The sequence below is a fragment of the Bacteroides eggerthii genome, from assembly GCF_025146565.1.
Lineage (GTDB): Bacteria > Bacteroidota > Bacteroidia > Bacteroidales > Bacteroidaceae > Bacteroides > Bacteroides eggerthii.
In genome coordinates, this window is sequence record NZ_CP102258.1 from 339,131 (window position 1) to 362,574 (window position 23,444).

General features: G+C 47.7%; 18 protein-coding genes and 2 tRNA genes. 11 read left to right on the top strand and 9 right to left on the bottom strand.

Annotation, left to right across the window (positions count from 1 at the left end; all coding sequences use genetic code 11):
* Window positions 1–9 precede the first annotated feature (9 nt).
* Together NQ546_RS01525 and NQ546_RS01530 are read right to left on the bottom strand one after the other, a co-directional pair.
* Window positions 10–627 (bottom strand): HAD family hydrolase, encoded by a 618-nt coding sequence (locus tag NQ546_RS01525; RefSeq protein WP_004291371.1) that lies wholly within the window; start codon window positions 625–627, stop codon window positions 10–12.
* Window positions 628–631: 4 nt separating this feature from the next.
* Window positions 632–3,319, bottom strand: coding sequence for a calcium-translocating P-type ATPase, PMCA-type (locus NQ546_RS01530; protein ID WP_004291372.1), 2,688 nt, complete (start codon window positions 3,317–3,319; stop codon window positions 632–634).
* A 178-nt stretch (window positions 3,320–3,497) separates the two neighbouring features.
* Between NQ546_RS01530 and rd the strand changes: the two genes are divergently transcribed.
* Window positions 3,498–3,659 carry a rubredoxin gene (gene rd, locus NQ546_RS01535; RefSeq protein WP_004294592.1) on the top strand — a complete coding sequence of 54 codons (162 nt, stop codon included), beginning with the start codon at window positions 3,498–3,500 and terminating at the stop codon, window positions 3,657–3,659.
* Here rd and NQ546_RS01540 read toward each other — a convergent pair.
* The gene (locus NQ546_RS01540; protein WP_004291375.1) at window positions 3,656–5,353 is read right to left on the bottom strand and encodes a Na/Pi cotransporter family protein; all 1,698 of its coding nucleotides are present in this window, start codon (window positions 5,351–5,353) and stop codon (window positions 3,656–3,658) included. The genes rd and NQ546_RS01540 overlap by 4 nt on opposite strands.
* Window positions 5,354–5,436: 83 nt before the next feature.
* Between NQ546_RS01540 and NQ546_RS01545 the strand changes: the two genes are divergently transcribed.
* Window positions 5,437–7,110: a nucleoside kinase gene (locus NQ546_RS01545; RefSeq protein ID WP_004294593.1), complete on the top strand. Its 1,674-nt coding sequence runs from the start codon at window positions 5,437–5,439 to the stop codon at window positions 7,108–7,110.
* Window positions 7,111–7,219: 109 nt separating this feature from the next.
* Window positions 7,220–8,725 carry a sensor histidine kinase gene (locus tag NQ546_RS01550; RefSeq protein WP_004291378.1) on the top strand — a complete coding sequence of 502 codons (1,506 nt, stop codon included), beginning with the start codon at window positions 7,220–7,222 and terminating at the stop codon, window positions 8,723–8,725.
* 91 nt (window positions 8,726–8,816) lie between these two features.
* On the opposite strand, the gene NQ546_RS01555 is transcribed toward NQ546_RS01550, so the two are convergent.
* Window positions 8,817–10,190 (bottom strand): aminopeptidase P family protein, encoded by a 1,374-nt coding sequence (locus NQ546_RS01555; protein WP_004291379.1) that lies wholly within the window; start codon window positions 10,188–10,190, stop codon window positions 8,817–8,819.
* Window positions 10,191–10,572: 382 nt separating this feature from the next.
* On the opposite strand from NQ546_RS01555, the gene rpoN reads away from it, so the two are divergent.
* From rpoN to NQ546_RS01580, 5 genes are all read left to right on the top strand, one after another.
* Complete coding sequence (gene rpoN / locus NQ546_RS01560; protein ID WP_004291380.1) at window positions 10,573–12,063, top strand: RNA polymerase factor sigma-54; 1,491 nt, start codon at window positions 10,573–10,575, stop codon at window positions 12,061–12,063.
* Between the two features lie 52 nt (window positions 12,064–12,115).
* Window positions 12,116–12,796, top strand: coding sequence for a hypothetical protein (locus tag NQ546_RS01565; RefSeq protein ID WP_004291381.1), 681 nt, complete (start codon window positions 12,116–12,118; stop codon window positions 12,794–12,796).
* 25 nt (window positions 12,797–12,821) lie between these two features.
* Window positions 12,822–13,202, top strand: a complete 381-nt coding sequence (gene gcvH / locus NQ546_RS01570) for a glycine cleavage system protein GcvH (RefSeq protein ID WP_004291382.1) — start codon at window positions 12,822–12,824, stop codon at window positions 13,200–13,202.
* Window positions 13,203–13,235: 33 nt separating this feature from the next.
* Complete coding sequence (gene purE, locus NQ546_RS01575) at window positions 13,236–13,745, top strand: 5-(carboxyamino)imidazole ribonucleotide mutase (RefSeq protein ID WP_004291383.1); 510 nt, start codon at window positions 13,236–13,238, stop codon at window positions 13,743–13,745.
* Window positions 13,746–13,820: 75 nt separating this feature from the next.
* Complete coding sequence (locus tag NQ546_RS01580) at window positions 13,821–15,620, top strand: 4-hydroxy-3-methylbut-2-en-1-yl diphosphate synthase (RefSeq protein WP_004291384.1); 1,800 nt, start codon at window positions 13,821–13,823, stop codon at window positions 15,618–15,620.
* A 155-nt stretch (window positions 15,621–15,775) separates the two neighbouring features.
* Here NQ546_RS01580 and NQ546_RS01585 read toward each other — a convergent pair whose 3' ends face one another.
* Together NQ546_RS01585 and NQ546_RS01590 are read right to left on the bottom strand one after the other, a co-directional pair.
* Window positions 15,776–17,467, bottom strand: a complete 1,692-nt coding sequence (locus tag NQ546_RS01585; protein WP_172556403.1) for a S41 family peptidase — start codon at window positions 17,465–17,467, stop codon at window positions 15,776–15,778.
* A 5-nt stretch (window positions 17,468–17,472) separates the two neighbouring features.
* Window positions 17,473–18,456 carry an adenosine kinase gene (locus NQ546_RS01590; protein WP_004294600.1) on the bottom strand — a complete coding sequence of 328 codons (984 nt, stop codon included), beginning with the start codon at window positions 18,454–18,456 and terminating at the stop codon, window positions 17,473–17,475.
* 81 nt (window positions 18,457–18,537) lie between these two features.
* Between NQ546_RS01590 and NQ546_RS01595 the strand changes: the two genes are divergently transcribed.
* A tRNA-Asn gene (locus NQ546_RS01595) sits at window positions 18,538–18,611 on the top strand.
* Between the two features lie 25 nt (window positions 18,612–18,636).
* A tRNA-Asn gene (locus tag NQ546_RS01600) sits at window positions 18,637–18,710 on the top strand.
* Window positions 18,711–18,783: 73 nt separating this feature from the next.
* Here the strand turns inward: NQ546_RS01600 and NQ546_RS01605 are convergent.
* Genes NQ546_RS01605 through NQ546_RS01615 form a run of 3 tightly spaced genes read right to left on the bottom strand, consistent with a single transcriptional unit; the run spans window position 18,784 to window position 20,786 of the window.
* The gene (locus NQ546_RS01605; RefSeq protein WP_004291387.1) at window positions 18,784–19,488 is read right to left on the bottom strand and encodes a ComF family protein; all 705 of its coding nucleotides are present in this window, start codon (window positions 19,486–19,488) and stop codon (window positions 18,784–18,786) included.
* Between the two features lie 5 nt (window positions 19,489–19,493).
* Complete coding sequence (locus tag NQ546_RS01610; RefSeq protein ID WP_004291388.1) at window positions 19,494–20,297, bottom strand: inositol monophosphatase family protein; 804 nt, start codon at window positions 20,295–20,297, stop codon at window positions 19,494–19,496.
* Between the two features lie 24 nt (window positions 20,298–20,321).
* Entirely contained in the window at window positions 20,322–20,786 is a 465-nt protein-coding gene (locus tag NQ546_RS01615) for a hypothetical protein (protein ID WP_017141351.1), read from the bottom strand.
* 294 nt (window positions 20,787–21,080) lie between these two features.
* Between NQ546_RS01615 and hepB the strand changes: the two genes are divergently transcribed.
* A complete protein-coding gene (gene hepB, locus NQ546_RS01620) occupies window positions 21,081–23,402 on the top strand; it encodes a heparin/heparin-sulfate lyase HepB (RefSeq protein WP_004291390.1) in 2,322 nt (773 codons plus the stop codon).
* Window positions 23,403–23,444 lie beyond the last annotated feature (42 nt).

Below are 23,444 nucleotides of genomic sequence, written 5' to 3' on the forward strand. Positions count from 1 at the left end.
CCTGTCGGTTTACTTAAATAAATGACTCCAATCCTCGCCGGCTTTTGGAGTATAGGTGGAGATGCCCAATGACCGGGCCGTTATACAGTTGGCTTCCGAATCATCGATAAAGAAGGTTTCTTTCGGATCCAAACCCGCCTCATCCAGCACTTTCCGGAAGATTTCTTCATCCGGCTTTGCCATTTTCATTTCGTAGGAGAGGAAAATGTGCTCAAAATAATCTTCTACGCGAAATGTCTTATAGGGAAAAGCATGCTCACAAGACCATTTCCAATGAATTTCATTAGTATTGCTCAGCAGATATACCACATAATCCTTACGCAAAGCCAATAACAAATCCAATTTGCAGGTCGGTATATTCACCAGGAAACTGTTCCATGCGGCATCAATCCGGGCATCAGCAACGTCCTTGCCTATCTTCCCCCGAATCACATTCCGAAAATCGGCACTGGAAATAAGCCCCTTCTCATAATGCTGGAAGAAGTCCTGCTGATGATATATGTCAAGAGCATGCTCCACATCCGGCAATCCCAGTTTCTTAAAATTCTCCAAACAACGCTGACGGTCCAAATCAATCAGTACACCGCCAAAGTCAACTATAAGATTTTTGATTCCTTTTCTTTTCATCACCCTATTTTTGCATGAAACGTCGGACAAGACGGATGCCTTCGCCCACCCATAATACCAAAGAAGTAGAAGCTATAATTATCATCCAGGTTGTGAAATCAAGTGGTTCCGTACGGAACACCGCTCCACCAAACTGCACAATAATGAACTGGCCTCCCAAAATAGCAAGTACCACCAACTCCATGCCGTAAGATCTGGAGATCCCTTTAAAGGCAGAATCCGACGTTCCGAATACCCTTGCATTGAAAAGGTTCCAGAATTGCAACATGACGAAGAAGGTAAAGAAGATGGTCAGGCGCTGCGGCGTCATACCATTCTCTTCATTATTAAACCAGAATAACATTCCCATGAGCAATATCAGGAAAGCCATTCCCATACCAAGAATATAATTTCTCATGGATTTAGTTATAATGAAATCAGTGCTTTTGCGGGGTTTCTCTTTCATCACACTTTCACTGGGAGGGATAGATGCCAAAGCCAAAGCGGCAAATGTGTCCATAATCAGATTCACCCACAACATCTGTGTTACGGTCAATGGCAGTTCAGTACCCACCAATGAGCCAAGCAGCACAATGAACAATGCCACAAAATTAATTGTCAGCTGGAATACGATGAAACGTTGGATATTCTTATACAACGAACGTCCCCACATCACAGCCGTACCGATACTGTTGAACGAGTCATCCAGCAATGTTATATCACTTGCTTCCTTGGCAACAGATGTCCCTGTTCCCATAGACAGACCTACCTGTGCATGGTTCAAAGCCGGAGCATCATTAGTACCGTCTCCCGTCACAGCCACCACCGCACCTTTCTGCTGCAACAGCTGGACCAAACGCTGTTTGTCGGTAGGGCGGGCACGTGACATAATCTTCAAATCCAATACCCTGTCAAGAGCCTCTTCATCCGTCAACTCGGCAAAAGCAGCACCTGTAATACGGTTCCGCTCAGTATCTTCCTCCTTCCACAAACCAATCTGCCGCGCAATTTCAGTAGCCGTACCCGGTGTATCTCCCGTCACTATCTTGACGCCAATGCCTGCCGACTGGCATTTTGCAACAGCAGCAGGCACATCCGGACGTATAGGATCGCTGATTGCCACAACACCCAGAAAAGACAGGTCATTCCCTGCCACCAAAGCCACGCAGTCATCTTTCGCCGTATCATCATCTACTATCTTATAGGCAAAACCGAGCGTACGCATCGCCATATTCTGGTATTTCAGTAACTGGGCCTCCACAGTAGAACGATATTCCACAGCATCCACCCGCTTGCCGTCCAGCAGTACATCCCGGCATTTTCCCAATACGATTTCAGGTGCTCCCTTCACATAAAGGACTTTCTTTCCGATCAGAGGAGAGTCCACCAAAGTTGCCATGAATTTCCGTTCCGTAGAAAAGGTCAGCTGGTCAAGCACCTTCGCGCCCTCCCTAAGTTCCAGATAATTACGTTTCTGACTATCAAGCCACAAAAGCAAGGCCACCTCGGTAGGATTACCCACTCCCTTCGGTTTCTCTCCCGGTGTCATTTCTTCCAGAAAAGCGGTGGAATTGGCACTGATACCCTCTATTACCAGTTTACTCAAATCATCCTCCCCTACTTCCCTTCCGTTTTTCAGTCCGTAAAAGTCAGGTTCATACACCTGCATCAGGTTCTGCGTCAACGTACCCGTCTTATCCGTACAGATAACGGTTATCGCTCCCATCGTCTCGCAAGCGTGCATCTTTCTCACCAGATTATTGGTAGAAAGCATGCGCCGCATATTCAGCGCCAGACTGAGCGTCACACTCATAGGCAACCCCTCAGGAACAGCCACGACAATCAAAGTCACCGCCATCATAAAATATTGCAAAGTAGCTTTCAAAGCAGGCAACCATTGCTCAAACGTATGGAAAGAAGCAAAATCATAGACCAAAACCACATCCTTTATAAAGAAGATGGCAAACGCCAAACCTGCTACCGAGAAACCTATTTTTCCTATGAGGTTGGCAAGTTTTGTAAGTTGGATATTCAAGGGAGTAGGCTCGGTGCTTTGCTCCGTACTTTGACGGGCCACTTTCCCAATCTCCGTAGCGTCGCCAACCGCTTCCACACGCATCATTCCATGCCCGTCGACTACCGTTGTGCCACGCAACACGCGATTGGAAGCGTACGTAGCCTCTTCATCAAAATCGGCTTCTACAATGGTTTTGGCAATAACAGGCTCACCCGTAAGATTGGATTCGTTTACTTGCAGGGAAATGGCTTCCAACAACTCACCGTCGGCCGGGATCTCCTCACCGGTTTCCAAAATTATAATATCACCGACTACCACCTCCTTACGGGGAATCTCCTGTACACGCCCATTACGGATAACCTTTACTAAGGTTTCCTCATTCACAGCGTTCAGCAGGTCAAACTTTTTGTTGGCATCATATTCAAAGAAGAAACCGATGCCGGTAGCCAATAGAATAGCGGCTATGATACCGATGGTTTCGGCATATTCATTCTCGACCATGGAAATAATCAAAGAAAAGAAAGCAGCCACCAGCAGCACTCTTACTACCGGGTCTTCAAACTTTTCCAAATAGAGTTTCCACAAAGAGGGACGCTTCGGGGGCGTCAAAAGGTTTACACCATGCTCTGTACGGCTCTTCCGCACTTCATCGTCAGTGAGCCCGACGTGATAAAAATCATCCTTTGTTGCAGTCATGCAAATCGTTAGGTTTAAATTGAATTGCAAAAGTACAACAATAATTTATATAGTAAATGTTATTAAATCTTTTTATAGGTTTGGTAAATTCCTTTCCCAAACTATTTTTTTACTTGGACAATAAACAAAAAGATGAATTCAATTGTTATCAAAGAAGAAATTTAAACAAAAGAGAGTTATGGAAAAGTACATCTGCACCATTTGCGAATACGTTTACGACCCCGAGCAGGGCGATCCTGAAAACGGTATAGAACCGGGAACAGCCTTCGAAGATCTTCCCGACGATTGGGTATGCCCCTTATGCGGAGTAGGCAAAGATGAATTTGAGAAAGCGTCCTAAGACGCTTTCTTTTCTTTTATATCACTGCTGGCTTCCACTACGTTGACAACGTAATCTCCCAGCTTTTCACATTCCGCAATAATGTCCATATAATAAACTCCCATCTGGTAATCATACTCCTTGTTATTAACATCAAGGATATTCTGGTTTTTCAGCTGATTGCGGTAATTATTGATTTCATTCTCAATATTGAACGACTTGTTCACATCGATGCCCTGATGATCCGAGCGCTCCACTACCACGATCATCTGCCCAAGAGCATCATCGGTCAGCTTCATCATAAAATGGATGTGTTCATATTGCTTTTCCGTAAATTCCAAATTCGCCTGCCGCTTGCGATTGATGGTACGCGCCAAGTTATAACAGCTGTCACCGATACTTTCTATCTCCGTCACTTCACGCAGCATAGCCCTGATCTGCAGTTTACTCTCAGAGCTCAAACGTCCTTCCGACACTTGGTTCAGGTAGTTCGCAATCTCCAGCTCCATACTGTCACTGATGTTCTCGTATTTTTCTATCCGGCTAAACAGCTTATTGAAATCATCATCCTTATCGGTATGCAGCAAATCGCGTACCATGCCAAACATACGATGAGTACGTTCGGCAAACAAGTGAATTTCTTTGCTTGCCTGCAGAATAGAAAGTTCCGCTGTGGAAAGCATACCGCCCGTAATAAAACGCAAGCGATATTCTTCGTCCTGTTCTTTCTGCGGAATAATGGCACAGACCGTACGTTCTATAAACTTCACGAACCATATCAGGATTAACACATTACATATATTGAAGCATGTATGGAAAGCCGACAGTTTAAATGAGACGGCAACGGCAGGATCCTTAGTGCCCATCACATTATCCACAAACCAAGACACTCCCTGCGTAAAAGGAATAAACAGGCACAACACCCATATAACGCCAAACACATTAAATACCAGATGCGCCAATGCAGCCCTCCTGGCCTGCGTATTACCGGTAAGTGCTGCAAGATTGGCCGTTATAGTCGTTCCTATATTCTCACCAAGAACAAGGGCCGCCCCCAACTCAAAGCTGATCCAACCGTTCGCACACATAATAAGAGTAATGGCCATTGTTGCCGCAGAAGCCTGCACAATCATAGTCAAGACTGTTCCTATAAGCACAAAAAGCAGTACGGATATATATCCCATATCGGTATAGTCCTGCACAAAAGCCAGCATTTCCGGGTTCTGACTCAAATCGGGCGCGTTGTTCTTCAAATAAGAAAGCCCCATAAACAAGAAAGAGAAACCAAAAATAAATTCACCGATAGACTTACGATTACTTTTCTGAGAGAAGAGGAGAGGAATACCAAAAGCTAAAAGAGGAAGGGCGAAAGCTGCGATGTCTACTTTAAATCCTAATGCTGAAATGATCCATGCCGTAACGGTAGTACCGATATTGGCACCCATAATCACACCGATAGACTGTGATAAGGTTAGCAACCCGGCATTGACAAAACTCACCACCATTACGGTAGTTGCCGAAGAGGATTGGATAAGCGCTGTTATGAGCACCCCTGTCAGCACGCCGGTCACCCGGTTGGTTGTCATAGCGGTTAGAATCTTCCGCAAACGGTCGCCGGCAAATTTCTGAAGTCCCTCACTCATAATTTTCATTCCGTAGAGGAACAACGCCAATGAGCCAAGCAGCTTTAAAAAATCATAAAAAGAATATTCCATCTTTAATTAGTTAAAGTGTTTCTTTGTGTCATTTGTTATTATGCTCTATATTTAACGTGTTAATCACCTCAAAAAAAGACATCATGAAACACATGTTACAAATTTGTTGCAAAAATAATAATATTTATAAAGAATTCCCTATAGGAAGCTCACTTTTGGATATTTATTACGGTTTTAATCTTAATTTTCCCTATCAGGTAGTCAGCGCCAAAGTAAATAACCGTTCTGAAGGACTCAATTTCCGGGTCTACAACAATAAAGATGTTGAATTTTTGGATGTACGGGATTCTTCCGGTATGCGTACATATGTCCGTTCGCTTTGCTTTATCCTGTACAAGGCTGTCAATGAATTGTTTCCGGACGGAAAACTGTTTGTGGAGCATCCCGTATCCAAAGGCTATTTCTGCAATCTCCGCATCGGGCGTCCCATTGAGCTGGAAGACGTATCGGCCATAAAAAGACGGATGCAGGAAATCATAGCGGAAGATATTCCATTCCGCCGCACCGAATGTCATACCACCGAAGCCGTACGCGTATTCAGCGAACGGGGCATGAACGACAAAGTGAAACTGCTGGAAACATCCGGCTCCATATATACCTATTACTATACATTGGGAGATACGGTGGACTACTATTACGGCAATTTGCTCCCCAGCACAGGCTTTATCAAGCTGTTTGACATCGTGAAATATTACGACGGCCTCTTGCTGCGTATTCCCAACAAAGAGAACCCTGCCGTACTCGAAGATGTAGTAAAACAAGAGAAGATGCTTGATGTATTCAAAGAACATCTGCGCTGGAACTATATCATGGGGCTGAGCAATGTGGGCGACTTCAACCTTGCCTGCGAGGAAGGCCATGCAACCGACCTGATTAAGGTGGCCGAAGCCTTACAAGAAAAGAAGATAGCCCAAATTGCCGACGAAATCTATCACCGGGGAGAAAACGGAAACCGCGTAAAGCTTGTCCTGATCTCCGGCCCCTCCTCTTCCGGAAAAACAACCTTCAGCAAACGGCTCTCCGTACAGTTGATGACCAACGGACTGCGCCCCTATCCCATTTCATTGGACAACTATTTTGTAGATCGTGAAGATACTCCGCGTGACGAAAACGGCAATTATGATTATGAATCTCTCTACGCCCTCGACCTTGAGCTTTTCAACAGCCAGTTGCAAGCCTTGCTTCGGGGAGAAGAAGTGGAACTGCCCCGGTTCAACTTCACGTTAGGCAAAAAAGAATATAAAGGAGACAAACTGCGCATCGACAAGCATACCATTCTTATATTGGAAGGCATCCATGCCCTGAACCCGGAATTAACCCCGCAAATATCCGCCGAGGATAAATACAAGATTTATGTTTCCGCGCTGACAACCATCTCACTTGACGACCACAACTGGATTCCCACAACGGACAACCGCCTGTTGCGCCGCATTATCCGCGACTTCAACTATCGGGGATATTCAGCTCAAGAAACCATTTCACGTTGGCCCAGTGTACGTGCCGGCGAGGACAAATGGATCTTCCCCTATCAGGAAAATGCCGATGTCATGTTCAACTCGGCCTTGCTGTTTGAGTTTGCCGTATTGCGCTGCCATGCAGAGCCCATACTCACCAGTGTGCCACGCAACTGCCCTGAATATGCCGAAGCCTATCGTCTCATGAAATTCATCAAATATTTTACACCGGTACAGGACAAGGAAATTCCACCGACATCCTTACTGAGGGAGTTCTTGGGCGGCAGCAGCTTTAAATACTAAAACCGATGCCGGAGATTCCATCCGCCAATGAGGTAAATTATGGACTTTTGCATACAACATAGCAAAGAAAGTCTTAACTTTGTAAGCAAATAAAACAAACTTACGCATAATGAAAAGAATCATTACAGTACTTTTTGCGGCACTTTTCTGTCTGTGTGCCCAAACGTATGCACAAAATCGTGCCGATGAATTAATGAAACAAGCACAAGAAAGTCTTGCCAAAAAAGAATATATCAAGGCTCGCTACCTGTTCCTACAAGCCTATAATTCCTTTGCTTCACAGGAGAAATACACCCAGGCAGTGGAATGTGGCGTCAATGCCAGCGCCCTCTATCACCGCGAGAACTATTATAAAGAAGCATTCGAGTTACTGCGCAATGCAGAGCAACTGATAGGAAACGGCGAACAAAAACTTAAAAAGAACCTCCCCGACCTGCGTTTCCGCATCAATAAAGAACGGCTGCAGATGTACATCAACATCAAAAACCCTGCCCGCGCCAAAGAACAACTGAAAAAGCTGGAAGAAACAGCCCAAGCCGCCAAAAGCGACTCCTTGAACAACGATTTCCTATATACCCAAGCCAACTATTATTATACTTTCGGCATGAACTCACAAGGAGATGCGGCCTTCAAGAAACTGATAGAACAGTACAAACGGCAAAAGAATTATGTCAAGGTGGACGAATGTTACAAAACCCTCATAAGCATTGCCCGCAAAGCAAACAACGCAGGACTGGTGGCCCGCACCTATGACAAATACATTGTCTGGACAGATTCGGTCAAAGCGCTCACCGCACAAGACGAACTGAATATATTGAAAAAGAAATATGACGAGAGCCTGACTACCATCCAAGAGAAAGACGACTCCCTTTCCGCCAAACAGTACATTATTATCGGACTCTGCGTATTGGCAGCCATCTTAGCGGCAGCATTAGTAATAGGAGCAATCGTATTATTGCGTTTTATCATGCTGACGCGCAAGCAAAAAAAGGCGATTGCCATTGCCAATGAGCACAATGAACTGAAAACCAAATTCATTCAGAACATTTCCGCCCAAATGGAACCGACCTTGGATACGCTCGACTCACAGTTGCCCGGCGTACAGGCATTACGCACTTTCTCCGGTCACATCCAAGAGTTGTCCGAGTTGGAAAACAGTTTGTCAGAGCCCTATGAAGTACAGGAACAGAACATTTCAACTTTCTGCGAGAGCGTCATGGACAAAATAAGAAGCAAAGTACAAGAAGATGTGGTCCTCACTGTAAACGCTCCCAAACTGAATGTAAAAATCAATTCAGAGCATCTGGAACGTATCCTGCTACATTTGCTGGAGAATTCCGCCGAATACACTCCGGCAGGCGGAAAGATATGGTTGGATTTCAAAAAACGCGGTGCCCATACACATCAGTTCATCATCAGTGACACAGGTTGCGGAATTCCCGAAGAACAACGCGAGAGTATATTCAAGCCGTTCACCGAAGTAAAAGACCTGACTCAAGGCGACGGATTAGGCCTGCCTATCTGTTCGCTCATTGCCACCAAAATGAATGGCAGCCTCACGCTGGACAGCGGCTATACCAAAGGGGCGCGATTTGTACTGGAGCTTCACGCTTAAATAAAATGAGAGTTGAAAGCTACTATGCGGCATCATTGCGCGGCAGGCTTTCAACTCTCAATTTTTAATATCCGGCTCCTTTAGCTTTCAACTACCTCAGAGCCTCCACTTCCTCCGGTGTCAACGGTATTTTTTTGCCCAAACGGCGCGCACCGGTTTCCGTTATCAGATAATCTTCTTCATTGCGGATGCCGCCGAAGTTGCGGTATTCTTCCACCTTATCATAATTGATGAAATCCTTAAACTTCTTTTCGCCTTTCCAAAGGTCTATCAGTTCAGGGATAAAATAGATACCGGGTTCAACGGTATGCACAAAGCCCGGCTCCAAAGGAATGGCGAGGCGCTGGCTTTTGCGGCCGAACTGCGTACTTTTGGGCTGGCCGTTGTAACCTACCCAAATCTCACCGAAGTTTTCCATATCATGCACATCCAGCCCCATCATGTGTCCCAACCCATGAGGATAGAACAAGGCATGTGCACCCTCACGAACAGCATCTTCCGCATTACCCTTCATCAGGCCGAGCTCTTTCATCCCCTCCACCATAACGCGGGCCGAAAGTTCGTAAACACTCATATAAGGGATGCCCGGACGGAGCGCCTTGACCGACTCCAGATGCATAGCATTCTGAATTTCATAAACGGCACGCTGGCGGGGAGTGAATGTCTTATCGGCAGGAATCGTAGAAGACATATCACCGGCATAGCCCGATTCCACTTCCGCACCGGCGTCAATCAGGAACAAGTCTCCCGGTTTCACTTTATTTCCATGATAATGATTATGCAGGGTTTGACCGTTGATCGTAGCAATCGTGGCAAATGAAAGTTCGCAATTATTGGATTCGGCCACCCGGTTCATTTCCGCCACCACTTCATATTCGTACATGCCCGGACGGAGTACTTTCATGGCAGTAATATGCATGTCGGCCGTCACATTACATGCTTTTTCTATTTCCGCTACCTCTTCGGCGGATTTGTAATTACGCTGCGCCACAACTGCGCGGATAAAAGGGACGGATCCTTCCTGTCGTGCCGGCGGAATACCCAGCCAATCCATCAGTTTCAATTTATGTTCCGCCCGGTAAGGAGGAAGATAATGCACCGTCTGTCCTTTACGCACCGCTTTGTGCAGATAATTCACAATCTCGGAGGAAGGCATCACATCCGTTATGCCCACACGTTCGCTCTTCTCTTTCAAGGTAGGCTGTGTACCCATCCAGACAATATGGTCAATCGTCAGTTCATCTCCAAAAATAATCTCCTTGTCCTCGTCAATGTCGATAATCGCCGACAAGCCGGCAAAGGACAAACCGAAATAATACAAAAATGTAGAATCCTGCCGGTAACGGAAAGTGTTATCTTCATAATGCAGCCCTTGCTCGTCATTACCTAAGAACAGCAACACTCCTGAGCCTATATTTTTCTTCAGTAGGGCCCGACGCTGTACATACGTTTCTTTAGCAAACATGATCTTCTGTTTTTTTAATAGTTATACCACAAAGATAAGAAGAATATTTGAAAGGATAAGATAAAACCCGAACATGTATAAAGAAGAACTACTTAGTCACCGGAATTGCGTTCAATGCCCTGTCCCTCTCTTCCTTAGGATGAGATTACATTAAAAGGCTTCTAATATAGCATTAAAAGCCTTTTAATATCATATTAGAAGCCTTTTAATGCTATTTCACTCCCGAAGTGACCTCCACTCATATGCAGTAAGACACAACCAAGCTGCGTCTTTCTTGTTAAATATAATAAGAGAAGATTTCTCGTTCCCGAACTATTCACTATTTTTGCAAAAAGTGCGGAGATAAAACTTATCTTTGCAGCAAGTAAACAATGTATAAAGTATGGCACAAGGTTCCCGACAGATACAGACTCAAGCGCAACAGCAGATACAGACGCTGTCACCACAGCAGATTCTGGTAGTAAAGCTACTGGAGCTTCCGGCAATAGAGCTGGAAGATCGCGTACGTGCCGAGCTTCTGGAAAACCCCGCACTGGAAGAGGGGAAGGACGATACTGCCGGTGATGAGTATTCCGATGCTCCCGACGCAGACTCCGGTACAGAAGAGGGCGGAGACACCGATTATGACTCCTTGAGCGATTATCTCACCGAAGATGATATACCCGATTACAAATTACAGGAAAACAACCGCAGCAAAGGAGAGCAGGCCGAAGAGATTCCCTTCTCCGATACCACTTCTTTCTATGAAACCCTGAAAGAACAACTGGGCGAACGCAATCTCACCGAACACCAGCGTGAACTGGCCGAATACCTCATCGGATCATTGGATGACGACGGGCTGTTACGTAAATCGCTGGAAAGCATCAGCGACGAACTTGCCATCTACGCCGGCATTGAAGCCACCACCGGAGAGTTGGAGGAAGCCCTGAAAATCATTCAGGATTTCGACCCGGCCGGATTGGGAGCCCGCAACCTGCAAGAGTGTCTCCTCATCCAGATACGACGCAAGATAGAGCAGCAAAACTTCACTCCCAACCCGTTGCTTTCTATCGAAGAAGCCATTATTTCCGAATGTTACGAAGACTTCACCCGTAAACATTGGGACAAAATACAACAAAAGCTCGGACTGGAAGAAGAAGCCTTCCGCCAAGCCATAAACGAAATCTGCAAACTGAATCCACGTCCGGGCGCATCGCTGGGCGAGGCCATCGGCAAAAACCTGCAACAAATCGTACCGGATTTTATTGTGGATACGTATGACGACGGCACCATAAACCTTACGCTCAACAACCGGAATGTTCCCGAACTGCGCATGAGCCGCGATTTCACCGAAATGGTAGAGGAACACACCAGGAACAAAGCCAACCAGTCCAAGGAGTCCAAAGAGGCCATGATGTTTCTGAAGCAGAAAATGGATGCCGCCCAAGGATTCATAGATGCCGTCAAGCAACGTCAGAACACATTGCTGACCACCATGCAAGCCATTATCGACCTGCAACGCCCTTTCTTCCTCGACGGTGACGAGTCGTTGCTCCGCCCCATGATATTGAAAGATGTCGCAGAACGCACCGGACTCGACATTTCAACAATCTCCCGTGTCAGCAACAGCAAATACGTACAGACCAATTACGGCATCTATCCGCTGAAGTTCTTTTTCAATGACGGATATGTTACGGAAGACGGAGAAGAAATGTCAGTACGGGAAATACGGAAAATACTTAAGGAATGTATCGACAGCGAAGATAAGAAAAAACCCTATACCGACGATGAACTGACAGAAATCCTGAAAGAGAAAGGATACCCGATTGCCCGCCGCACCGTAGCCAAGTACCGCCAGCAGCTAAACATACCGGTGGCAAGGCTGAGGAGATAGAAAGGGACAAGGCAGCGGAATGACAAAAGAGTGATAATGCAAAACCAGAGAAATGGCCATAGAACAACAACATATCATAACTGACAAAACCCTCATCAGGGCAGCCAAGGCGGTTTCGGTGATATTCACACCGTTCTCCATTCCCTTCGTGGCATTCCTGATTCTATTCGTGTTTTCGTACCTGCGGATCATGCCGCTGCAATACAAGTTAATCGTACTGGGAGTGGTGTACTGCTTTACAATCCTTATGCCTACCCTGACCATCTTCCTTTTCCGTAAGATCAACGGATTTGGCCCCGGCGATTTGGCAGAGCGGAAACGAAGGTATGTACCGTTCATCCTGACCATTACCTCTTACATCTTCTGCCTGCTCATGATGCACCGGCTGAATATCCCCTGGTATATGACAGGAATTATTTTTGCCGCTCTCATCATGATGATAATCTGCGTTATTGTCAACCTGAAGTGGAAGCTCAGCGAACACATGGCAGGAGCCGGCGCCATAATAGGCGGACTGGTTGCTTTCAGCGCCCTGTTCGGATACAATCCGGTGGGTTGGTTGTGCATATTCATCCTCATCGCAGGCGTGTTGGGTACGGCGCGGATCATCCTCCAACACCATACGCTGGGCGAGGTAATGGGCGGTTTCGCCGTAGGGCTGATTTGCTCCCTGCTGGTGCTGCACCCGTTCTGCAAATTAGTATTCCGTTTGTTCAACATATTCTTATTTTAAATATTAACTCTTAAAACTAACGATTATGAATTTTCCTAATGATGTAAAGTACACAAAAGAGCATGAATGGATTCGCCAGGAAGGCGATGTAGCTTATGTAGGAATCACCGACTATGCCCAAGAACAGTTGGGTGATATTGTATTTGTCGACATCCAGACAGTAGGCGAAACATTGGCAGCCGATGAGGTATTCGGCACTATCGAAGTAGTAAAAACCATTTCCGACCTCTTCTTGCCCGTTGCCGGAGAAGTGTTAGAGCAAAACGAGGCTTTGGAAGAACAGCCGGAACTGGTAAATAAAGACCCGTACGGCGAAGGCTGGCTCATCAAAATCAAACCTGCCGCCGACGCAGACTTCGACAGCCTGCTGGATGCAGAAGCATACAAAGCACTGATTAATGATTAATCACTAGCCCCTAATCACTAATAATTAAATAATATGTCTCCAATTGTCAGTATCATTATGGGCAGCACCTCCGACCTTCCTGTCATGGAAAAGGCCGCACAACTGCTCAATGATTTACATGTACCGTTCGAAATGAACGCTCTCTCTGCCCACCGCACTCCGGAAGCAGTAGAAGAATTTGCCAAAGGCGCCCGTAAGCGCGGTATTAAAGTAATTATCGCCGCAGCCGGCATGGCCGCAGCTCTGCCCGGTGTCATTGCCGCCAACACCACGTTGCCCGTAATCGGGGTGCCCGTAAAAGGCTCCGTCCTCGATGGCGTGGATGCCCTTTATTCCATTATCCAGATGCCTCCGGGCATCCCGGTAGCCACCGTAGCCATCAACGGAGCGATGAATGCTGCTATCCTTGCAGTGCAAATGCTCGCTTTGAGCAACGATGAACTGGCAGAAGCTTTTACCGCTTACAAAGAAGGTCTGAAAAAGAAAATCGTGAAAGCAAACGAAGACCTGAAAGAAGTGAAATACGAGTATAAAGTAAACTGATTAATCACTAACAACGTGGATATATTTAATTACTCCCGACGGGAAACATCAGAAGTGAATATCGGAGCCACCCCTATGGGCGGCTCCAATCCTATCCGCATACAAAGCATGACCAATACCTCCACGCAAGATACCGATGCGTGTGTGGCACAGGCCAAACGTATTGTGGATGCCGGCGGAGAATACGTACGCCTCACCACCCAGGGCGTCAAGGAAGCGGAGAACCTGATGAACATCAATGCCGCCCTGCGCCAAGACGGCTACATGGTGCCACTGGTGGCAGACGTACATTTCAACCCTAAAGTAGCAGACGTTGCCGCGCAATATGCGGAAAAGGTCCGCATCAACCCGGGCAACTACGTGGATGCCGCACGCACCTTCAAGCATCTGGAATATACCGATGAGGAGTACGCGCAAGAGGTCCGGAAGATACGCGACCGCTTCATTCCCTTCCTGAACATCTGTAAAGCCAATCACACCGCCATCCGTATCGGTGTGAATCATGGTTCGTTATCCGACCGTATCATGTCGCGCTACGGCGATACTCCCGAAGGCATGGTGGAATCATGCATGGAATTCCTACGGATCTGCGTAGCGGAGAAATTCATGGATGTGGTTATCTCCATAAAAGCGTCCAATACGGTAATCATGGTGAAAACCGTACGTTTACTTGCCCACATAATGGAAAAAGAAGGCATGCACTTCCCCCTACATCTCGGCGTAACGGAAGCCGGAGACGGAGAAGACGGACGCATCAAATCAGCCTTAGGCATCGGTGCTTTATTGGCCGACGGCTTAGGCGACACTGTCCGCGTATCCTTAAGCGAGGCTCCCGAAGCGGAAATTCCCGTTGCAAGAAAACTGGTGGACTATATGACGCAACGCCGCAATCATCCGTACATACCGGGTGCGGTGGCTCCCGAGTTCCATTATCTCTCTCCTGAACGCAGAACGACGACCGCTGTGCATAACATAGGCGGGGAAAGCCTTCCGGTAGTCATTGCTGTGCGTCTGGACGGGAATATGGATTTCAACCCGCAGTTTACGCCCGATTACGTGTACGCAGGACGCCAGTTGCCCGAACACCCCATCAAAGGCATGCAATACATCATCGACGCCGACCTTTGGAACGGCCAACCCGATACATGGCCCGCTTTCAAAAGCGAACAGCTGCCGTTTGTCAGCGGATTCAACGCATCATTGAAATTCCTGTTCATCAGTTACATGGGACTGGACGACGAAGCGATTGCCTGCCTGAAGTATCATCCGGAAATAGTCCTTGTAGCACAAAGCATCCACCCCAACCGACTGGGCGAATACCGCGCTTTGGCGCACCAACTGATGAATGAAGGACTGAAAAATCCTCTTGTTTTCTTCCAGCACTACGCCGAAGATGAGGTGGAAAACCTGCAAATCAAATCGGCTGCCGACATGGGAGCGCTCATCATCGACGGATTCTGCGACGGTATTCTCCTCTTCAACCAAAGCAAACAAAAGGGCGGCAAGAAGATAAGCGACAAGGTGACAGACGCCACCGCTTTCGGCATTTTGCAGGCAGGACGTGTCCGCACCAGCAAAACGGAATACATCTCCTGTCCGGGTTGCGGCCGTACGCTCTATGACCTTGAAAGCACCATCGCCCGCATCAAGCAGGCAACATCGCACCTGAAAGGACTTAAAATCGGTATTATGGGCTGTATAGTCAATGGCCCCGGTGAAATGGCCGATGCCGACTACGGGTATGTAGGCGCCGGACGAGGCAAAATCAGCCTGTACAAAAAGAAAGAATGTATTGAAAAGAATATCCCCGAAGAGGAAGCAGTGGAAAAACTGATAGAACTAATCAAAAAGAACGGGGATTACACTGAGAGATAAGTTCCTTTTCCCTCACAAAAGACGCAGAGTCCCACAGAGATTTTCTTCTCCCGGAATCCGGTTTGAACGGTCCAGGAATAATGAAAGCTCTCTGTGGGACTCTGCGTCTTTTGTATGATGATTTTTTGGGGGGCGGAACACCCCTACCAGCAAACCTACCGTTTGCTCTCGTCCGATTTTGCAAGCGGGGCGCCGAGCATCTTCTTATACTCCTCCGGAGCAGTCAATATCTTGGCAGCTTCCTTCAAATCATCATCATCCTTTAATTGCTGGATAATGCTTCCGCGCTGATAATAATAGCGTTTGATAATCTCCACAGCAATCATTTCCTTGATATCTTTTGAGAAGTGGTCAAGGTCGCGCTCCAAATTATGGGACAACTTCTTCTCCAAAGCTTCGAACTCGCCCGACGCATCTGCCAGATAGCCTTCAAACTCGGCCATCTCCTTCAGGTTTTTCAATATCTTCTCAGTCTGCTGGTCATACTTGAAATCGGCCTTTTGCACCATTGCTTTGAAGTCGGCATAGTCGGCATCGGTGATTTTGAAATCCTTGGGTTCCGGAACCGTAGGATGCTTCAAGCAATACTCTGTGGCATAATTAAATATCAGGTTGTCATTCACCAGATAGAACAGGATATTGGGCAATTTATCCTGCTTGACGGTAATATCGGGAGTGACCCCGCCACCGTCGCGCACTTCGCGCCCTGCCGCAGTGTGGAATACAGTGGTGAGGCTGTCCGGAATACGTCCCACACTACCGTCTTCATTACGGTGCTTATAGTCGATGGCCTGCACGCAACGACCGCTTGGGATATAATATTTGGAAGTGGTCAGCTTCATTGTACCGCCATAAGGCAGTGGACGGGTAGTCTGCACAAGCCCCTTTCCAAATGTACGGTTGCCCACCACCACTGCACGATCGTAATCCTGCAATGCACCCGCCAGAATCTCCGATGCAGAAGCCGTAGCGCTGTTCACCAATACAGCCAACGGGATTTCCAGATCCAACGGCTCGCGCAAGGTCTTATACGTATTGCTCGCCTGTTTGATTTTTCCTTTCGTAGTCACCAGCGTTTTGCCCCTCGGCAGGAAGAAGTTGGCTATTTCCACCGCCTCATCCAGCAAACCGCCGCCATTATTGCGCAGGTCGATCACCAAAGAAGTGATTCCCTGTTTCTTCAAATCAAGAAACGCCTGCTTGAACTCTTTGGAAGGATTGCCGGAGAAAGTGCTCAAGTTGATGTAACCGATGTTATTGTCCAGCATCGCATAATAAGGAATAAAAGGCAACTGGATGGAACGACGGACAATGTCGAACTCCAACGGCTGTTCCGTTCCGGGACGCTGCACTTTCAGCTTGAAACTTGTGCCCACCTGTCCGCGAAGCATTTCGCTCACTTCCTGATTGTTCTTTCCCGCAAGGTCTTTGCCGTCAATCTCCATAAGGATGTCACCCGCCTTCAGACCTACGGTGGCAGCCGGCATATTTTCGTATGGCTCGGCTATCATAGACCGCTTCAGCTTGGTGTTCCAGGTTATGATCGAGCCGATACCGCCATACGAGTTTTTCAACATCTGCTCCAGCTCGCTCTGGTCGTCTTCCGGAAAATATTGTGTATAAGGATCGAGCGAGTAGAGCATCGACTCGATGCCGGTACGGATCGTTTTGTCCGGATCTATCGTATCCACATAGAACATATCCAGTTCTTTCACAATAGAATTGAATATATCCAGATTTTTGGCTACCTGAAAACTACGGCCATCACCACTCTTGAATCCGAAAAAGAAACTCGTACCCACTGCCAGCAACAGGACAGCTATCCAACGTATTTTTAAATATTTCATATGTTCTAATTTATCATTATAATCTTTTCTTTTATCTTCTCCCATTTAGAATCCGGCAGCTCCGTTCCAATCACCTGTATCACCTCTCCCGACAGGATGGAGCCTATATTTCCGCACTTCTCCAAAGAATAGCCGCAAGTCAGCCCGTAAAGGAAACCTGCCGCAAAGAAATCTCCGGCACCTGTGGTATCCACCACATTCTTCACCGGTACGGCCTCAACGTGCACCTCTTCCGTTCCCTTGCGAATCAATGAGCCACGCGCTCCCACCTTTACAATGGCAATACTACACATTTTGGCAATAATATCCAACGCTTCTTCGGGTTCTTTGCCTGTGAACGCCTTAGCCTCTTCCTCATTGGCAAAGACAATATCCACATATTTATTGACCAAAAGGGAGAAAAACTCATGGTCACCCGCCACGATGTTATAACTTGCCATGTCCAGACAAACCTGCAAGCCGGCTTCCTTTGCCAATTCGATAGCGCGGAGAATCATGTCGTGCTCCTGCACCAGATAGCCCTCTATAAACAGATAAGTATATCCTTTGAACATCTCCAGCGACAGCTCTTCCGCTTTCAATGTGGACGCCGCCCCCAAATATGTGCCGAAGGTGCGTTCTCCGTCCGGAGATATAAAAGTAGACGCCACTCCCGAAGGCAGTGTATCCGAAACCAACAAGTTGGCTTCCGTTCCATGCTTCAGCAGGCTTTCCCCAAAAAAGCGGCCGTAAGAATCATTATTAACCTTTCCTATGAACCCGGTGCCCGCCCCAAGCTGCGCCATGGCGCGGATGGCATTTCCGGCAGACCCTCCGGTGGCCTGATGCGTCTTCATCCGGCTAAAGTATTTATTGATTTTCAGCAATTTATCCTCGTCAATAAGAGTCATGCTACCCTTAGGCAACTCCATTTCCGTTAAGATTTCATCACTGTCAAGGGTTGCTAACACATCGACCAATGCGTTTCCCAATCCAATTATTTTGTCCATTCTTGATATTTTTTTTGCAAAGATATTGCATATTTCAAAATATCCTATTACTTTTGCAGCGCATTTGAGAAAAAACAACATTCTTCCTTAGCTCAGTCGGTTAGAGCATCTGACTGTTAATCAGAGGGTCCTTGGTTCAAGTCCAAGAGGAAGAGCGAAAGAGAAACTCGAATGTAACATTCTTCCTTAGCTCAGTCGGTTAGAGCATCTGACTGTTAATCAGAGGGTCCTTGGTTCAAGTCCAAGAGGAAGAGCAAAAGGTTCGTCATGCAGGCGAACCTTTTTTGTTTGAATCAACTATCTGACATCCCGGCTCAAGGATCATTCTCAATAATCCGTTACAGCAAGTGTCAGCACACTGATACACATCCCTTCCACATCCCGAAACGCATCGGCGCACGCCGTAGTGGTGGCTCCGGTAGTCAGCACATCATCCACCAGCAAGACATGCTTTCCGGCAAAGCGTTCGGGACAGTCAAGGCGGAACATGCCGTCCACATTCTCCCACCGCTCATACGCCGACTTGCTTGTCTGCGTCTCCGTATGCCTTTTGCGCACCACAGAAGAAGTATCCAGGGAAAGACCGGTAACCGCTGCAATCCCCCGGGCTATGTACTCGCTTTGGTTGTACCCGCGTATCCGTTGTTTACGGGGATGCAAAGGAACGGGTACTATAACGTCTATACCGCGAAAGAAGCCCGACTCCAGCAGCTCCGCTGCCATAAAGCGTCCCATTATCTCACCTAAATCCTTACGCCCGCCATATTTCAGCAAATGTAGTATCCGGCGGAAGTCGCTGCCTTTCTGATAAAAAAAGTAGGAGGTGGCATGTTCCAAAGGAAATTTTCCCCAAAACATACGCTCCACCGGATTGTCCACACGAAGATGATACCCCGTACGGGGCAGACTCATATTACACTTCAGGCAAATAGCATCTTCTCCCTCCTGCAAAGGCTCGCCGCACACAGCGCACTGCCGGGGAAAGAATAAATGAAGAAAAGATAGAAACCAAGTTTTAAATGTGTTTTTCATAGGTGTTACATACCTAAAGGCATCGCCTTCTGCACCAGCTCCAGCAAGAACGGGTGCAGCCACCCGTTAGTGGCGACCACATGATGCCCGTCGATGAAACCGGCGTTTCCATAAAAATCTGTCACCCGTCCGCCTGCTTCCTGCACAATCAGTGCCGCCGCCGAGAAATCCCATTTTCCGAGGAAAGCCTCCAGCCAAGCGTCGAAACGTCCTGCCGCCACATAGCAGAGGGCTATTGCCGCCGAACCATTCATACGGATACCCGCCACCCTGCCGTACAGTTCGCGTATCAGATACTCTCCCGTACGGGCATATTGTTCCGAATTATACGGAAGCTCCGTCACCACGAACGAAGCTTCCATACTACGGACGGAAGATACTTGTAGAGACTGCCCATTAAGGTATGCGCCACCGCCCTTCCAAGCATAGAAACACTCGTCCAGACAAGGGTCATAAACAACTCCCAGCAACAACTCGTGCTTGTTGCGCAAAGCGATACTGACACAGTAGGGGGCATTGCCATGAATATAATTGGTAGTACCGTCAAGCGGGTCCACCACCCAACAATACGGCTCATCCCGGTAGACTGCCGAGCCCTCCTCCACGATAAAACCGGCTTCGGGCAGAAGAGCGCCCAGTGCGGCGACAATGCGTTTTTCAGACTCCTTGTCCACATAGGACACATAGTCGTGCGCATGCTTTTCCTCCACCGCTTCCCTACGGAAACTCTTACGCTCTTCTTTCAGGAAGCGCCCCGCCGTACGGGCCACATCGCAGACTTTACCGGTCAAGATTCTTAAATCATCCATTGTTCAAGCAATCATTAAAATAAATCATTTATCGGCAACCGACTCGTAGACAAGCTCTCCACGCCGGCTGACGGTCCATTTATCATTTTCCAAACGTACGTTCTTCGTATCATCGTCCTCCATATTCCAGACATACCCGCCGGAAGGCAAACTACGACGGTCAAGGATTTCATTCGGGATATCCTCTTCCGAGAAGAACAATTCCACCCGGCTGGAGTCAGGACTGAACACAATATATAATGTGTTCCTTTCATCTTTAACAGAAGTCAGACGCACACCTTTCTCCCACAAACGGATGCAATCTTTCTGTACTTCACTCCATGTATATCCCGCCGAAGCAATACATCCATGCTCATCTTTATCGCCCCCAATCATTTCCGGCTTTTCCATTTCATCGGTATCCCCAGCCTTTTTCTCGCGGTTGCTTCCACAGCTTACCAATAACGCTCCGGCGCATACCAGACACACAGTCATCGTTTTTATATTCATATGCCTTTCAATTTTTATGTTCAAAGATACACAAAATATAAGAGAAACGAATAAAACCTGTAAATCTTGCACCTGATTTATCCTATATAACGGGTAACTCAAAAAGCACATAATATTAATAATGTCCCAGCATATATCACTTATGTTCAAAAATACAAAACAGAGCGTTTTTTGTCTGTTCAAAGCCGGTACGGATTATAATTTTTGCCTTACATTTACAGAGGGTTAAGCACACCCCTCCCCCCTAAAACGGATAGAAGAACAACTATTTATTAACATACCAAACGAAAAAACATGAAAAAAAGTATCCTATTTATCACAAGCCTTTTCCTCTGTATTTTCTGCCTGAAAAGCAATGCGCAACAGAGCAGGACAGAAGTGACTTGGGAAAAAATGGAAGATGTCACAGTCCCCATTCCCCCACAGGTGCACCCCCGGCTTTACGTACGCTCCGCCGATCTGCCCGACCTAAAGAAACGGATGAACCACCCGCACGTAAAGGAGGTTCTGGCCACCCTGAACAAATTAGGGAAAGACCGCACACCGGAAGAAGAGGCAAAGGTCAAGGACAGAGGATTCCGCTATTACTTCGAAATGCGCGGCGTGACCAGCCGCGTACAGGTACAAGCCCTCGAATACCTCGTATACGGCGACAAGAAACAAGCAAGACGCGCCATTACCGCCATGCTGGACACGCTCCAGAACGTAAACTATGGAACCCAAGGGGACCTGTCACGCGCCAGTGGTGTGATGCTCACCTGCGGCGCAATGGTATATGACTGGTGCTACGACCAGATGAAAGAATCGGAGAAAAAAGCGTACGTGGAATCTTTCATCCGCATAGCCAAGACGATGGAATGTGGCTACCCTCCACGCAACAACGAACCGATTGCCGGACACTCCAGCGAATGGATGATACTGAGAGACATGCTTTCGGCCGGCATAGCCATCTATGACGAATATCCGGACATGTACAACTACGTGATAAAGATGATGTTCAAGGATTACCTGCCTGTAAGGAACTACATCTATTCCGGACATAACTATCATCAGGGGACAAGCTACGTGAACGTACGTTTCAGCAATGACCTCTTCTCCCTCTGGATCCTGCAACGCATGGGAGCAGGAGCCATATACAACCCGGCACAGCAGTTCGTGCTGTACGACTTCCTGTATCGCCGCCGCCCGGACGGACAAGTAATGCCCGCCGGCGACACTAACCCTATCAGAAAGAACACGCCCTCCTATTCGCTGCCCGCCATGCTGGCCTCCAGCTTCTACAAAGACAGCTACCTGGCCTACGAATACGAGCGCAAACCGAATATCGAGCGCCATTGCCTCATCTTCGACATCCTGTGGAGAGATCTGGACCTGAAAGCCAAAGCCCCCGATGACCTGCCGCTGACACGCTACTCCGGAAGCCCGTTCGGCTGGATGATAGCACGTACGGCATGGGACGAAAACAGCGTGATTGCCGAAATGAAAATAAACGAACAGTTTGTCGGCAACCACCAGCATCTGGACGGCGGTTCCTTCCAACTCTATTACAAAGGCCCTCTCGCCATCGACGCAGGAGCCTATCAGGGAAGTTCCGGCGGCTACAACAGCCCGCACAACAAGAATTTCTTCAAACGTACCATCGCACATAACTCCCTGCTGGTGTACAACCCCGACGAGAAATTCGCCTGCTGGAACTACGGCGGAGGCGGCAAGACCGAGTTTGCAGCCAATGACGGTGGACAACGCATGCCCGGCGACCGCTGGGAAACCTGCCGTTCCTTCAAGCAATTGATGAGCAAGGACTACACCACCGGCAAAGCACTGGCGCATGGCTTCGGACCGGATGCCTGCAAACCCGATTACTCCTACCTGAAAGGTGACATCACGCAAGCCTATACAGATAAGGTAAAAGAGGCCAAGCGTTCTTTCGTATTCCTGAACCTACATTCCACCGAAGTGCCCGGTGCGCTCATCGTATTTGACAAAGTGGTATCTTCCGACCCGCAGTTCAAGAAGTTCTGGTTGCTGCACAGCATCGAAGAGCCCGTAATAGAAGGCGACCGTTTCATCATCCGCCGTACCAAGAACGGGGATACGGGCATGTTGCAGAACCAAGTGCTGCTGCCTGAAGCCGGTAATGCCCAAATAGAAAAAGTGGGCGGCAAAGGAAAAGAATTCTGGGTGTTCGGCACCAACTATCCGAACGACGCACTGCCCAACCGTCCCGATGATGCCAACGAAAGAGGAGCATGGCGCGTAGAAGTGTCTCCCGCTGTTCCCGCCGCCGAAAACTACTTTCTGAACGTGATGCAGGTGGCAGACAACACCTGCAAACGGATGAATGACGTGAAACGTATCGATGCCGGGAAAGTGGTGGGCGTACAGATAGCCGACCGGATCGTGACTTTCAGCAAGAACAGCCTGCCCCTGTCCGGCAAAATAGACATGAAGGTGGACGGAAACACTTCCATGAAATTTGTCATCACCGACCTCATTCCGGGCACATGGCAAATCAAGAAAGACGGGAAAGTATATATCCCCGCCATGGAAGTACGTTCAAACGACGGCATCCTTTCTTTTGAAGGCACTGCCGGACATTACGAGTTTCTACGCTAAACGACAACGGCGGAAGATCCGCCGGGATAAACCACCAAGACT

Excerpts from the sequence above, each read along its gene's own strand:
- NQ546_RS01525 (WP_004291371.1), bottom strand. The coding sequence starts at position 627 with ATGAAAAGAAAAGGAATCAAAAATCTTATAGTTGACTTTGGCGGTGTA.
- NQ546_RS01530 (WP_004291372.1), bottom strand. The coding sequence starts at position 3,319 with ATGACTGCAACAAAGGATGATTTTTATCACGTCGGGCTCACTGACGAT.
- rd (WP_004294592.1), top strand. The coding sequence starts at position 3,498 with ATGGAAAAGTACATCTGCACCATTTGCGAATACGTTTACGACCCCGAG.
- NQ546_RS01540 (WP_004291375.1), bottom strand. The coding sequence starts at position 5,353 with ATGGAATATTCTTTTTATGATTTTTTAAAGCTGCTTGGCTCATTGGCG.
- NQ546_RS01545 (WP_004294593.1), top strand. The coding sequence starts at position 5,437 with ATGAAACACATGTTACAAATTTGTTGCAAAAATAATAATATTTATAAA.
- NQ546_RS01550 (WP_004291378.1), top strand. The coding sequence starts at position 7,220 with ATGAAAAGAATCATTACAGTACTTTTTGCGGCACTTTTCTGTCTGTGT.
- NQ546_RS01555 (WP_004291379.1), bottom strand. The coding sequence starts at position 10,190 with ATGTTTGCTAAAGAAACGTATGTACAGCGTCGGGCCCTACTGAAGAAA.
- rpoN (WP_004291380.1), top strand. The coding sequence starts at position 10,573 with ATGGCACAAGGTTCCCGACAGATACAGACTCAAGCGCAACAGCAGATA.
- NQ546_RS01565 (WP_004291381.1), top strand. The coding sequence starts at position 12,116 with ATGGCCATAGAACAACAACATATCATAACTGACAAAACCCTCATCAGG.
- gcvH (WP_004291382.1), top strand. The coding sequence starts at position 12,822 with ATGAATTTTCCTAATGATGTAAAGTACACAAAAGAGCATGAATGGATT.
- purE (WP_004291383.1), top strand. The coding sequence starts at position 13,236 with ATGTCTCCAATTGTCAGTATCATTATGGGCAGCACCTCCGACCTTCCT.
- NQ546_RS01580 (WP_004291384.1), top strand. The coding sequence starts at position 13,821 with ATGGGCGGCTCCAATCCTATCCGCATACAAAGCATGACCAATACCTCC.
- NQ546_RS01585 (WP_172556403.1), bottom strand. The coding sequence starts at position 17,467 with ATGAAATATTTAAAAATACGTTGGATAGCTGTCCTGTTGCTGGCAGTG.
- NQ546_RS01590 (WP_004294600.1), bottom strand. The coding sequence starts at position 18,456 with ATGGACAAAATAATTGGATTGGGAAACGCATTGGTCGATGTGTTAGCA.
- NQ546_RS01605 (WP_004291387.1), bottom strand. The coding sequence starts at position 19,488 with ATGAAAAACACATTTAAAACTTGGTTTCTATCTTTTCTTCATTTATTC.
- NQ546_RS01610 (WP_004291388.1), bottom strand. The coding sequence starts at position 20,297 with ATGGATGATTTAAGAATCTTGACCGGTAAAGTCTGCGATGTGGCCCGT.
- NQ546_RS01615 (WP_017141351.1), bottom strand. The coding sequence starts at position 20,786 with ATGAATATAAAAACGATGACTGTGTGTCTGGTATGCGCCGGAGCGTTA.
- hepB (WP_004291390.1), top strand. The coding sequence starts at position 21,081 with ATGAAAAAAAGTATCCTATTTATCACAAGCCTTTTCCTCTGTATTTTC.